General features: G+C 64.6%; 12 protein-coding genes and 1 pseudogene. 10 read left to right on the top strand and 3 right to left on the bottom strand.

All coding sequences use genetic code 11. The annotated features are described in order from the left end of the window. Both WCB02_RS25420 and WCB02_RS25415 read right to left on the bottom strand, forming a co-directional pair. Positions 1-635, bottom strand: a pseudogene (locus WCB02_RS25420) (histidine kinase); the annotation flags it as partial. Between the two features lie 52 nt (positions 636-687). Then, a complete protein-coding gene (locus WCB02_RS25415; RefSeq protein WP_423962518.1) occupies positions 688-1248 on the bottom strand; it encodes a hypothetical protein in 561 nt (186 codons plus the stop codon). Positions 1249-1377: 129 nt separating this feature from the next. On the opposite strand from WCB02_RS25415, the gene ugpB reads away from it, so the two are divergent. From ugpB to WCB02_RS25365, 10 genes are all read left to right on the top strand, one after another. Beyond that, positions 1378-2682 carry a sn-glycerol-3-phosphate ABC transporter substrate-binding protein UgpB gene (gene ugpB, locus WCB02_RS25410; RefSeq protein WP_423962517.1) on the top strand — a complete coding sequence of 435 codons (1305 nt, stop codon included), beginning with the start codon at positions 1378-1380 and terminating at the stop codon, positions 2680-2682. Between the two features lie 225 nt (positions 2683-2907). Next, positions 2908-4524 (top strand): ABC transporter substrate-binding protein, encoded by a 1617-nt coding sequence (locus tag WCB02_RS25405; RefSeq protein ID WP_423962516.1) that lies wholly within the window; start codon positions 2908-2910, stop codon positions 4522-4524. 83 nt (positions 4525-4607) lie between these two features. Next, positions 4608-5618, top strand: coding sequence for an ABC transporter permease (locus WCB02_RS25400; RefSeq protein ID WP_423962515.1), 1011 nt, complete (start codon positions 4608-4610; stop codon positions 5616-5618). Then, positions 5615-6529 (top strand): ABC transporter permease, encoded by a 915-nt coding sequence (locus tag WCB02_RS25395; RefSeq protein ID WP_423962514.1) that lies wholly within the window; start codon positions 5615-5617, stop codon positions 6527-6529. Before WCB02_RS25400 ends, WCB02_RS25395 begins: the two co-directional genes overlap by 4 nt. A 2-nt stretch (positions 6530-6531) precedes the next feature. Then, a complete protein-coding gene (locus WCB02_RS25390; RefSeq protein WP_423962513.1) occupies positions 6532-8379 on the top strand; it encodes a dipeptide ABC transporter ATP-binding protein in 1848 nt (615 codons plus the stop codon). A 44-nt stretch (positions 8380-8423) separates the two neighbouring features. Further along, complete coding sequence (locus WCB02_RS25385; protein ID WP_423962512.1) at positions 8424-9374, top strand: aminoglycoside phosphotransferase family protein; 951 nt, start codon at positions 8424-8426, stop codon at positions 9372-9374. A 239-nt stretch (positions 9375-9613) separates the two neighbouring features. Next, entirely contained in the window at positions 9614-9796 is a 183-nt protein-coding gene (locus WCB02_RS25380) for a DUF4089 domain-containing protein (RefSeq protein ID WP_423962511.1), read from the top strand. Between the two features lie 20 nt (positions 9797-9816). After that, positions 9817-11220 carry an AtzE family amidohydrolase gene (locus WCB02_RS25375; protein WP_423962510.1) on the top strand — a complete coding sequence of 468 codons (1404 nt, stop codon included), beginning with the start codon at positions 9817-9819 and terminating at the stop codon, positions 11218-11220. Positions 11221-11251: 31 nt separating this feature from the next. After that, positions 11252-11656 (top strand): oxalurate catabolism protein HpxZ, encoded by a 405-nt coding sequence (gene hpxZ, locus WCB02_RS25370; RefSeq protein WP_423962509.1) that lies wholly within the window; start codon positions 11252-11254, stop codon positions 11654-11656. Positions 11657-11660: 4 nt separating this feature from the next. After that, on the top strand, positions 11661-12398 hold the full coding sequence (locus WCB02_RS25365) for a GntR family transcriptional regulator (protein ID WP_423962508.1): 738 nt from the start codon (positions 11661-11663) through the stop codon (positions 12396-12398). Between the two features lie 242 nt (positions 12399-12640). On the opposite strand, the gene WCB02_RS25360 is transcribed toward WCB02_RS25365, so the two are convergent. After that, positions 12641-13006, bottom strand: a 366-nt coding sequence (locus tag WCB02_RS25360) for an allophanate hydrolase-related protein (protein WP_423962507.1), incomplete at its 5' end; no start/stop codon positions are given.

Here is a 13006-nt window from a genome sequence, read left to right as displayed (position 1 = left end):
GTGTTGCGGCGCGCGTCTTCCGCGGACGCGCTCGCCAGCGAAAGGTAATAGGAATTGGCGGCAACCAGCATCCCAGTAAACGCCTCGCGGGATTTTCCGAGCGCCGGCCAGATCAGCGCGTCGCGATGGCCGGTCGCGCCTTCGATGATCGAATAGAGCCCCGCCATGTCCTTGGCGGGCGACAGCACCTGCTCCTCATAGGTCTTTTTAATGGTCGCCTGCACCGTGCGCAGCTCGCCGAACCCGTCGAGGAAGCGCACGGTCACGCGTTCGAGCTCATCGACCGATCCCGACAGCATCGGATCGGTGGAGGCGCGCGTGGTCAGCGTGCCGAGCACAGCCTCGCGCAACAGCAGGATCTCGGCGAACAATTCCGGACTCGGCTGGTTGATGTAGCGATGGATCAGGTTTTGCAGCCGGCTGGTTTCACTCTCGAGCAGCGCCAGAATCTGGTCGGACTCGCGTACCTGGCGCACGTCCTCCCAGGCCGAGCGCAGCACCTTGGCGCCGTTCCAGATCATTACCGCGAGCACCACGACCACCGCGGAGTTGAGCGCTGCGATCGAGAGGATGCGCCAGCGGATCGGGACGGCGCGCAACAACCCGACGACCCGCGCGCGGGCCTGCGCGGCCAGAGTAGCCGGCCGTTCCGCACTTTCACGTCGCGCGTGCGCAGTCAACACCAACTCACTCCACCTTGTAGAGACGCGCGGTCAGCCCGGCCCCTGCCCGATCGCGTTGCGCTGTCCGGCAATTCGTGTCCATTGCGGCGGACATCGCAGGGTTCGGAGCTGCCCAGGATGCCTTTGCCGACCACGCTGTGCAGCGCCTGCTGCAGATGGGCCGTGGGGCGCAACATGAACGGCATCGCCAGCCGGAAACTGCGCTCGGCGCCGCGTTGGTCCGGTTGGGATCGGTCATGTCGACCCGGGGCTGCTCGATCGTTTCCTCTTTCTCGCCGACTTGGTACGAGCCGATCACCCGGATCTGCAGCCATTCGGCGTGGAGTTCGTCCGCCGGGATTCCGCGCGCCAAAGCTCTCGTCGCGGCCACCGTCAGGAACGGTGCGACAACGAGAGTTACGGCCCGCGAAAGCTCGGCGCGGCACACTGACAACGTCTTCCCCTTGATCCTGAAGTCGCCGAAGGTGAGAAAAGGTTCAATGCCTTTTTGTGCGGGCTCGCCAATTCCGGCTATTGTGCTGACGGCCGGATTGTCGTCAATGGTGCGGGTGCGAACGCGCGGCAATAGAGCAGGACCGTGGATCTCGCGCTTGCTGCGGCGAGAATATGCGGGACGGCAGCGTTTTTGGCTTCGTGAGGTCGTGGTTTGGTTTGACGCAAGACTGGTTCGGCAGTGAAATCGTTAGTCAGGTCATTGCAACTTTTGGCTGTGCTCGGTGCGGTCGGCTCTGGCTCCCCGGCAATTGCGGCTACCGACATCATGTGGTGGCATGCCATGTCGGGCGAGCTCGGCAAACAGGTCGAAAGACTCGCCGCCGATTTCAACGCGTCGCAAACCGAGTACCGGATCGTTCCGAGCTACAAGGGCAGCTACACCGAAACCGTGACGGCGGCGGTCTTCGCGTTTCGTTCCCACACCCAGCCCGCGATCGTGCAGGTCAACGAGATCGGCACCGCGACCATGATGGCCGCAAAGGGCGCGATCTATCCGGTCTATGAGTTGATGCGGGACGAACGCGAAGCCTTTTCGCCGTCCGCCTATCTTCCCGTCGTGACCGGCTACTATGCCGATGTCGACGGCAATCTGCTGTCGTTTCCGTTCAACGCATCGACGCCGATCCTGTACTACAACAAGAACCTGTTCCGCGCCGCCGGCCTCGATCCGGAAAGGCCGCCAAAGACCTGGCCCGAGGTCGGGGTGGACGCGAAGCGCCTGCGCGATTACGGCGCGGTGTGCGGCTTTACCACCTCGTGGCCGTCCTGGATCCATGTCGAGAATTTCTCCGCATTTCATGATCTGCCGATCGCAACCAAGGCCAACGGCTTCGCCGGGCTGGATGCGGTCCTCAATTTCAACAACAAGGTGGTGGTGCGCCACATAGCCCAGCTCGCGCAATGGCAGACCAGCAGGATCTTCGACTATAGCGGCCGCGGGCAAACCGCCGAGCCGCGTTTCCAGAACGGCGAGTGCGGCATCTTCATCGGCTCCTCGGCGACCCGGGCCGACATCAAGGCCAATTCGAAATTCGAGGTCGGTTACGGCATGATGCCGTATTGGCCCGATGTTCCGGGCGCGCCGCAAAACACCACGATCGGCGGAGCGACGCTGTGGGTGCTGCGGGACCGGCCGGAGGCCGAATACAAAGGCGTGGCGAAATTCTTCGCCTATCTGTCGAAGCCCGACGTGCAGGCCGCCTGGCATCAGAACACCGGCTATTTGCCGATCACCCGCGCGGCCTATGAATTGACCCGCGCGCAGGGTTTCTACGACCGCAATCCCGGCGCAGCGATCTCGATCGAGCAGATCACGCTGAAGCCGCCGACCGAAAATTCGCGCGGGCTCCGGCTCGGGTCCTTCGTCCTGATCCGCGACGCGATCGACGATGAGCTGGAGCAGGCATTCGCGGGCAAGAAGTCCGCGCAGGCCGCGCTCGATTCCGCCGTCGAGCGCGGCAATCGGCTGCTGCGCCAGTTCGAACGCGCAAGCCCGGACCGGTAACCTGCCGAGGGAGTTCCGGTCGGCTTGTTTCGGCACCGCCCGCTGGCGGTTATCTGCACTCATAATGAGCAAAGTCGACTCTTTGTATGCAATCGCGCTGGCTGTGCAGGGCGCGTCTCGAATATTATCCTAGTATTATCAGTGGCTTGTGCTTTTTTAATGCCTCGGTCAGGGTTGGCACGAAGCTTGCGGTTGTCCCACTGCCATTCGCGTTGGAGCATGACAATGAAGCGCCGCGATTTTCTGAAATCCGTCTCCGGACTGGCTGCCGGCGCCATGGTGCCGGCGCCAGCCCTCTGGTCCCCCGCCAAGGCGGACGCCCGCTCGGAGACGCTTCTGGTCGTCACCGAAAACGGTCCCAACAATCTCGACATCCACGGCGTCGGCACCAACCGTTCGGGCTATGAGGCCTCGTGGAACTGCTACGACCGCCTGATCACGCACGAGACCAAGACACTGCCGGATGGCACGCTGTCCTATGATCGCGACAAGTTCAAACCCGAACTCGCCGACGACATGAATGTCGGCGACATGTCGGTCACCTTCAAACTGAAGAAGAATGCGAAATTCCACGACGGCACCGCGGTCACGGCGAACGACGTCAAATGGTCGCTGGATCGTTCGGTCTCGGTCGGCGGCTTCCCCACGGTGCAGATGAAAGCCGGCGCACTGGAGAGCAAGGAACAGTTCGTCGTCGTCGATGACTCAACCGTCCGCATCGACTTCACCAAAAAGGACCGCCTGACGATTCCCGATCTCGCCGTGATCGTGCCCGGCATCTACAACTCCGGGCTTCTGAAAAGCAAGGCGACCGAGAAGGATCCCTGGGCGCTCGACTACACCAAGAGCAATTCCGCCGGCAGCGGCGCCTACAAGGTGACGAGTTGGAAGCCCGGCGTCGAAGTGGTCTATGAGCGCAACGACCAATGGGTCGGCGGCAAGCTGCCGCAGCTCAGGAAGGTGATCTGGCGCACCATTCCGTCACAAGGCAATCGCCGCGCTTTGATGGAGCGCGGCGATGCCGACATCTCCTTCGATCTGTCCAGCAAGGACACCTCGGAGATGAAGAAGGAGGGCAAGCTCGTCATCATCTCCAATCCGATCGGCAACGGAATGTATTCCGTCGAGCTGAACGTGAAGAACCCGCCGTTCGACAACCCAAAGGTCCGTCAGGCGGTGGCCTATGCGTTGCCGTATCAGAAGATCATGGATGCGGCGATGTTTGGCCTCGCCATTCCACTGTTCGGCGGACCGTCCAATACCGTGACCGACATCGCCTGGCCGGCCAGAACCGGTTATGTCAACGACATGACGAAAGCCAAGGCGCTGATGGCCGAGAGCGGCGTATCGGGTATCGACACCACGATCTCCTTCGATCTCGGCGCCGGTGACGTGTGCGAGCCGATCGCCGTGCTGGTGCAGGAGAGCCTCGGCCAGATCGGCATCAAGACCACCATCAACAAGGTGCCGGGCGCCAACTGGCGCAGCGAAATGGCGAAGAAGTCGATGCCGCTGATGGTCAACTTCTTCTCCGGCTGGCTCGACTATCCCGAATACTTCTTCTTCTGGTGCTATTCCGGCCAGAACGCGATCTTCAACACATCGAGCTACGTCAACGCGGACATGGACAGGCTGATCAACGGCGCGAGCGCAGCCGCAGCCGTCGGCGACAAGGAGACCTATGCCAGGGATGTCGAGGGCTTCATTTCCAAGGCCTATGAAGACGTGCCGCGCATTCCGCTGTTCCAGCCGCTTTTGAACGTCGCGACGCAGAAGAACATTTCCGGCTACGTCTATTGGTTCCACCGGCAGCTCGATTACCGCTCCATCGTCAAGGCGTGATGCTGGGTGCGAGGGTCTGCGCCGCCGACGGCGCGCGCCCGGTTTGTCGACATGCGCTTTTAGGATTTGGGGACGCGCAGACCATGGTGATGATCGCGAAGCGTCTGGTGACCGTCATCCCGACCCTGATCGGCGTCGTGATCGTCACGTTCCTGCTCACCCGCGTGTTGCCGGGTGATCCGGCGGTGTATTTCGCAGGCCCCGCCGCCACGCCGCAATCGATCGCCGAGATCCGCAAATCCCTCGGGCTCGACCGGCCGCTGCCCGACCAGTTCGCCCGCTATGTCAATGATCTCGCCCACGGCAATTTCGGCAATTCGCTGTCCACCGGCCGCCCGGTTGCGACCGAACTCTCGAGCCGGCTGCCGGCCTCGGCGGAGCTGACGCTGTCGGGACTGTTCCTTGCGATCGTGATCGCGGTGCCGCTCGGGATTTTCGCCGCCGTGAAGCAGGGGTCGCTGATCGACCATCTGTGCCGAATGGTCGCGACCGCAGGTGTCTCGCTGCCGGTGTTCTTCACCGGGCTATTGCTGGTCTACATCTTCTATTTTCAGCTCGGCTGGTCGCCGGCGCCGATCGGCCGGCTCGATGCGTTCGCCACCGCGCCGCCCGACATCACCGGCTTCTATCTGATCGACAGCCTGGTCACCGGTGACCTCGAAACCTTCCGGGCCGCGCTTGGCCAGTTGATCCTGCCGGCCGCGACGCTGGCTGTGTTCTCGCTGGCGCCGATCACGCGCATGACGCGTGCCTCGATGCTGGCGGTGTTGTCGTCCGAATTCATTCGAACGGCCCGCGCCAGCGGGCTCAGTAGCCGCACCGTGATTCTCACCTATGCGTTCCGCAATGCGATGTTGCCCGTGGTGACGACGCTCGGCATGGTGTTCTCATTCCTGCTCGGCGCCAATGTGCTGGTGGAAAAAGTGTTCGCCTGGCCGGGCATCGGCTCCTACGCGGTGGAGGCGCTGCTGCAATCCGACTTCGCGCCGGTGCAGGGTTTCGTACTGACCATGGCGGTCTTGTACGTCGTGCTCAATCTCCTGATCGACCTGCTCTATGGCGTGATCGATCCGCGCGTGAGGCTCGAGGCATGACCGAAGCCAGTGTGGGCGCCGCGCCGCTGCCCGAGGTTCAGCCCGAAATCCAGCCCAAACCGCCGGCCAACTCGATTTTTCGCCACGCCTGCTACATCATGGCGGAAAATCCGGTGACCGGGCTGTCCTTTGCGCTGTTCGTCGCGATCGCGCTGGGCGCGCTGCTCGGCCCTGATCTGGCGCCATATGATCCGCTGTCCAGCGACACCTCCGCGACCCTGCAGCCGCCCTCGTTGCACCATTGGTTCGGCACCGATCTGTTGGGCCGCGACGTCTTCAGCCGCGTGCTGGTCGCCACCCGCCTCGATTTCGTCATCGCGATCACCTCGGTAGCGCTGGTTCTCGTCATCGGCGGGCTCGCCGGCGTCGCGGCGGGCTTCTTCGGCGGCTGGACCGACCGCATCATCGGCCGCGTCTCCGACACCATCATGGCGTTCCCGCTGTTCGTGCTGGCGATGGGCATCGTCGCGGCGCTCGGCAACACCGTCACCAACATCGTGATCGCCACCGCGATCATCAATTTTCCGCTCTATGTCCGGGTCGCCCGCGCCGAAGCCAATGTGAGGCGCGACGCCGGCTTCGTGCAGGCGGCGCGGCTGTCCGGCAACAGCGATCTGCGCATCGTGCTGACGCAGATCCTGCCCAACATCATGCCGATCATGATGGTGCAGGTCTCGCTGACCATGGGCTATGCGATCCTCAATGCCGCCGGCCTGTCGTTCATCGGCCTCGGCGTCAAGCCGCCGACTCCGGAATGGGGCATCATGGTCGCGGAAGGCGCCACCAACATCATCTCCGGCGAATGGTGGATCGCGTTCTTCCCCGGCGGCGCGCTGATGATTGCGGTGTTCTGCTTCAACCTGCTGGGTGACGGCCTGCGCGACCTGGTCGACCCGCAGCGAAGGACGTAAAGATGACCGCACAGCCGCTGCTCGATGTTCGCGATCTGACCGTGGAATTCGCCACCCGGCGCGGCATCGTCAAGGCGGTGCAGCATGTCGACATTTCCGTCGCCAAGGGCGAGACGCTCGGCATCGTCGGCGAATCCGGCTCCGGCAAATCGGTCACCTCCTATGCGGTGATGCGGATTCTCGACCGCGCCGGCCGGATCGCCGAGGGCTCGGTGATGTTTTCCGGCACCGATGTGCGCAATGCGACCGAAGATCAGATGCGCGACCTGCGCGGCCGCGAGATATCGATGATCTTCCAGAGCCCGCGACTGGCGCTTAATCCGATCCGCAAGATCGGCCGCCAGATCGAGGACGTGCTGCTGCAGCATGTCCAGGCCGACCGCGCGAAAGTCGGCGAGCGGGCGATCGAAGCACTGGAGCAGGTCAGGATCGCGCGGCCACGCGAGCGCTATCACGCTTTTCCGTTCGAATTGTCCGGCGGCATGTGCCAGCGCGTCGTGATCGCGCTGGCGTTGGCCTGCGATCCGCAGTTGCTGATCGCGGACGAGCCGACCACCGGCCTCGACGTCACGACACAGAAGGCGGTGATGGATCTGGTCGTCGAACTGACCCGACGGCGCAATATGTCGACGATCCTGATCACGCACGATCTCGGCCTGGCCGCGGCCTACTGCGATCGCGTGGTGGTGATGGAAAAAGGCCGCGTGGTCGAAACCGCGCTTTCGGCTGACATCTTCGCCAGGCCGCAACATCCCTATACCAAGAAGCTGATGCGCGCGACGCCGCGGCTCGGCATCTCCCTGCGCGATCTGCTGCCGGAGGAGGACGCGGGGGCGCCTGCTCCGACCTCGCCCGCCACCACCTCTCCCCGCGCATCATCCGTCATGGCCGCGCATGGCAATCCGCAGCACGGGGTCGCTTCCGCTCGCCTGCGGCCGGCCATCCATCGATCTTCAAACAACCCGCCAAATGCGATGGACGCCCGGGTCAAGCCCGCGGGTGACGAGCAGGAGCAACCCCTCCTGCTCGTCGAAAAGCTGGTCAAGGAATATCCGCGCCAGGGCGCGACCGCGACGCTTGGCCGGCTGTTCGGCCGCAAGCCGCCGGTGGAGGCCGCCATCTTCCGCGCCGTCGACGGCATCAGCTTCTCCGTCGGCCATGGCGAGAGCGTTGGCCTGGTCGGCGAATCCGGCTGCGGCAAGTCGACGACGTCGATGATGGTGATGCGGCTGTTGGGCCAGACTTCGGGCCGCATCAGTTTCGACGGCTGTGATATCGGCGAGATCCCGCCGAATGGCTTTGCGCGGCTGCCGCAGCGCAAGAGCATCCAGATGGTGTTCCAGGATCCGACCGACAGCCTCAATCCGCGCTTCACCGCGGCGCGCGCGATTGCCGACCCGCTTCTGCGGCTGGGCGATGTCAGTGGGCGCGATGCGTTGCGCGCCCGCTGCGAGGAGCTCGCCGGCCTGGTCGGCCTGCCAGTCAACCTGCTGGACCGGTTTCCGCATCAATTGTCGGGCGGACAGAAGGCCCGCGTCGGCATCGCGCGCGCCATCGCGCTGCATCCGAAGCTGGTCATTCTCGACGAGCCGACCGCGGCGCTCGATGTTTCGGTCCAGGCGGTGGTGCTGAATCTGTTGCAGGAGCTCAAGCAATCGATGGGGATGAGCTATTTATTCGTGTCGCATGATCTGAATGTGGTACGCCTGTTGTGCGATCGGGTCATCGTGATGCGAAGTGGGCGCATCGTCGAGCAGGGGACGGCGGAACGCGTGCTGGGCGATCCGCAGGACGCCTATACGCGGGAGCTCTTGACGGCGATCCCTCATCCGCCCTTGTCGGTGCACTAGCCGCATGACGACCCGTCGCTTCGATCGGGAGTCATCGGGCGACCATGCAGGCACTGCCGGATTTTGTGAGTTCCGAGGCGTTTCGGGCATGGCGCCGCGAGCCGTCGCAATGGCTGCCGCTGGCGCTCGATATCGCCCGCAGTCACGGTCTCGCCTGCGCGACGCCCGAGGTGTTTGCGACCGGCACCAATCTTGTCGTCGGGCTCGATGATCGCTTCATCCTGAAGATCTTTCCACCCCTGCTGCGCGCGCAATTCATGTCGGAGCGGGCCGCGCTGGCGCGGCTGCATGGACGGCTTGATGTTGCGATCCCCGGCATCGTCTGCGAGGGGGAGCGCGATCAATGGCCCTATCTCGTTATCACGCGTCTGCCCGGCATGCTGGGCGCGCAGGCGTGGCCCGGCCTGCCGGAACACCAGAAGGAGCGCGTGCTGGCGGAGCTCGGGGAGACGATCGCGGCCGTGCAGCGCGTTCCGCCGGACGAGTTGCGCGACATCGAGCCGCGATGGGACGTGTTCATGCGCGGGCAGATCGAAGGCTGCCGGGCACGGCACGAGCGTCTCGGATTGCCGCAGAAATTCCTGAGCGGGCTGGACGATCTGCTGCGCGACGCAGCCGAACTCATTCCCCTCGATGCGCCGCCGGCGATCCTGACCGGAGAATACATCCCGCAGAATTTTTTGCTGAGTTGTCAGGACGGCGCGTGGCGGCTCTCGGGATTGATCGATTTCGGCGACGTGCTGACCGGCTGGTGCGAATACGATCTGCTCGGCCCGAGCGCCTTCATGAGCGCCGGCATGCCGCGTCGCGTCCAAAGCCTTTTCGAGGGATTCGGGTATGCGAAGGCTGCGATCGATTTCACCCTGAAGCGCCGGCTGATGGCGCTGCTTCTGCTGCATCGCGCCAGCGACCCCAACCGGCACATTTGCATCGAGGGCTGGCAGTCCAAGGCCGATGATCTCTATCAATTGCAGGAATTGATTTGGCCGGACTGACGGCGATCGCACTGGTGCGCCATTGGTCGGCGATGCATCGGACGCCAAGCCGTCTGCACTCGGATTGAGCAGGGAGCGCTGCTTGTATGCAGGTCGGTTGGTCCATCCGAGATATTCGGCAGTACGTTCATTGGCTTAGCTGGGCGGCAAGGTCTGACTAAGTTTGGCACAAACCTTGCGATGGATGCCCCAGGTATGGGCTGTTGCCCCCTGACTTTGAACGAGCCGATGGGAGACCGATGGCTGCCGATCCGCTGGATGCCTATATCGACGCCGTCGCGCAAGCGCTGGCGTTGCCGATCGAGGAGAGCTGGAAGCCGATGGTGCGGGCCAATCTCGACGTATCGCTGCGCCTGGCGCGGCTGGTCGACGAGTTTCCGCTGCCCGACGAGACCGAGCCGGCCAGTGTCTTCACAGCCTGAGTGCGCCATGAGCCCAAGCCATGAGTTCTGACTCGGGCGCGGAGGGATCGGCGGCCGTCGACATCGCCAAGGCAGTCGCCGCCGGCAAGCTGTCGGCGCTCGCGGTGACCGAAGCGGCGTTGGCGCGGATCAAGGTGCGCGATCCCATCCTCAATGCCTTCACCGACGTCACCGCCGAGCGCGCTCGCGCCAAAGCGCGCGCGGTGGATGCCGCGGTCGCGGCGGGGAAGACGGTCGGCCCGCTCGCCGGCGTTCCCTTCGCAGTCAAGAACCTGTTCGACGTCGCGGGGCTGTCGACCCGCGCCGGATCGAAGATCAATCGCGATCTGCCGCCGGCAAGGCGCGATGCCACGCTGATCGAGCGGATGGAGGCGGCGGGCGCCGTGCTGGTCGGCGCGCTCAACATGGGCGAGTACGCCTACGATTTCACCGGCGAGAACATCCATGACGGCGCCTCGCGCAATCCGCACGATCCGACGCGGATGAGCGGCGGCTCCTCCGGCGGCTCCGGCAGCGCGGTCGGCGGCGGACTGGTGCCGATCGCGCTGGGATCGGACACCAACGGCTCGATCCGGGTGCCGTCCTCGTTCTGCGGCATCTTCGGCTTGAAGCCGACCTATGGACGGCTGTCGCGGGCGCGATCGTTTCCCTTTGTCGCCAGTCTGGATCATCTCGGCCCGTTGGCGCGCTCGGTCGGCGATCTCGCGCTGGCCTATGACGTGATGCAGGGGCCCGACCCGGACGATGCCGGCTGCAGCCCGCGTGCGCTTGAGCCGGTGACGCCGCAGCTAGCGGACCACATCGGCGGCCTGCGCGTAGCCGTCGCCGGCGGCTATTTCCAGCAGAATCTGTTTGCCGAAGCCAGTGAAGCCGTCGCGCGGGTCGCGGCCGCACTGCAGCTCACGCAGACGGTCGAGCTCCCGGAAGCCGCGCGGGCCCGCGCCGCCGCCTATGTCATCACCACGACCGAGGGCGCGTCGCTGCATCTCGATCGCCTGCGCCGGCGTCCAGACGATTTCGATCCCGCGGTGCGCGACCGCCTGCTGGCGGGCGCGATGATTCCAGCACCGCTGGTCGATCGCGCACAGAAATTCCGCCGCTGGTATCGCGCGCAGGTGCTGGAACTGTTCAAGACGGTTGACGCCATCATCGCACCGGCGACGCCGTGCATCGCACCAAAACTCGGGCAGGCGACATTCGTGCTCGGCGGCGTCGAGCTGCCGGTGCGCGCCAATATCGGCATCCACACCCAGCCGATCTCGTTGATCGGGCTTCCGGTGGTCGCGGTCCCGATTCCGCTTCAGCCGATGCCGATCGGCGTGCAGATCATCGCCGCACCGTGGCGCGAGGACGTCGCGCTGCGCATCGCTCATGCGCTGGAAAAAATGGGCGTCGCCGCGGCGGCACCGCCAAAAATTTCGTGAGACGGGGCTTATAAGCGAGGTTTTACAAGAGATGGACATCGACCTGCCCGACGTGCTCGCCGAAGTAACCGCGCAGTTCGCCCGCTACGAGGAGGCGCTGGTGTCGAACGATGTGACCGTGCTCGATCAGCTGTTCCACGAGGATGCGCGCACGCTGCGCTACGGCATCGCCGAGAACCTCTATGGCTACACGGAGGTCACGGCGTTTCGCGCGGCACGCTCGCCGGCGGGCCTGATGCGCCGGACGGCGCGGACTCTGATCACAACCTATGGTCGTGACGCGGCGGTGGCCTCGACGCTGTTTTATCGCGACTCGGCTCCGGGCAAGGTCGGGCGACAGATGCAGACCTGGGTCCGCTTTGTCGGGGGTTGGAGAATCGTCGCCGCTCATGTCAGCATCATCGACGAGCCCAAGAGCCTGACGACAGGGTTTTGACGACATGAGTCTCGACGATCTTCCGGCCAAGGCACCGCAACGGCTCGCAGGCCCCGACGACGCGGGGGTTCGGCGCGTCGATCGCGCTTCCCCCTCGATGGAGAAGACGACCCGCGCCGAGGAATTGCGGCTGCAACTCGCCGATGAGATCGTGCGCGGCGTGTTGCCGCCCGGGGCGCCGTTGGACGAAACCGAGATCGCGCGGCGTTTCAACGTCTCACGCACCCCGGTGCGCGAGGCGCTGCGCCAGCTGGTTGCGAGCGGATTGGTCGAGGCGCGCGCCCATCGCGGCGCGGTGGTGGCGCGGCCTTCGTTCGAGCGACTGACCGGCATGTTCGAAGCGATGGCCGAGCTCGAAGCCATCTGCTCGGGCTTGGCAGCGGAGCGGATGTCGCCTGTCGAGCGCAACCGGCTGGAAGCGGTGCATGAGGAGTTGCGCCTGCTGAGCTATGCCGGCAATCCCGATCGGTTCCACGAGGTCAACGAACGCTTTCACAACACGATCTATGCCGGCTCGCAAAACGCCTATATCGCCGAGATGACGCTGGCGACGCGGGTGCGGGTGCAGCCATTCCGTCGCGCCCAGTTCCGCAATCTCGGGCGGCTCGCCAAGTCGCAGGCCGAACACGATCGCGTCGTGGTCGCGATCATGCGCGGTGACAAGGTTGGCGCCGCCACCGCCATGCGCGCCCATATCGAGCTGGTGCGCGACGAATACGAACTCTACGCGGTCTCGGTGTAACGCTCTCTTCACCGCGCTGCACGTGAGACGTCGGTGCGCAAGGGCGGGGGCAAAGACGTTCTTTGCGCCGTGCCCACCATCTTCGCCCGATTGCCTCGATGCCGGTGAGCACGCTTGCGCTTTTGTTCATGCTGCGTTTCCACGATTCCATCTCGCCCGCTGCAATGCGGTATGCCGTCAACCTGCGTTGACGTGAATCCGCCCGCGAGCACCGCGACGACGCGTCCGGCCTACGACGCCGTTCATTCTGCCGCAGCCCGCGCCACATACGCGCGCCAGCCGCCGAACGCGGAAATATCGCGGGCGTCTTCGATGCCGGCGGCCTCGACCAGGAAGCCCTTGACGCTGCCGCCATGGGCCAGGCGTATCGTGCCGATGGTCAAAGGCGCCGGCACCGCGGCGACGAACTGGCCGAAGGAGGCGGCCGAGAGCGTCCACACTTCGAGTTCGATCGGCGATCCCTGGCCCGCCTCGACGCGCAGCATGCCCGGTCGCGCCGGTGCGCCGGGCAGCGCGTAGAGTTTATAGTCCGGCGCGGTGACCGCGGTTTCGACCAGACGCGCACCGAGGGCTTTCAGCTCGCCGTTCAGCGCCATGCCCGACAGGTG

This window comes from Bradyrhizobium sp., from assembly GCF_049581145.1.
Taxonomy (GTDB): Bacteria; Pseudomonadota; Alphaproteobacteria; order Rhizobiales; family Xanthobacteraceae; genus Bradyrhizobium.
This window is presented reverse-complemented; position numbering and strand designations above follow the sequence as displayed.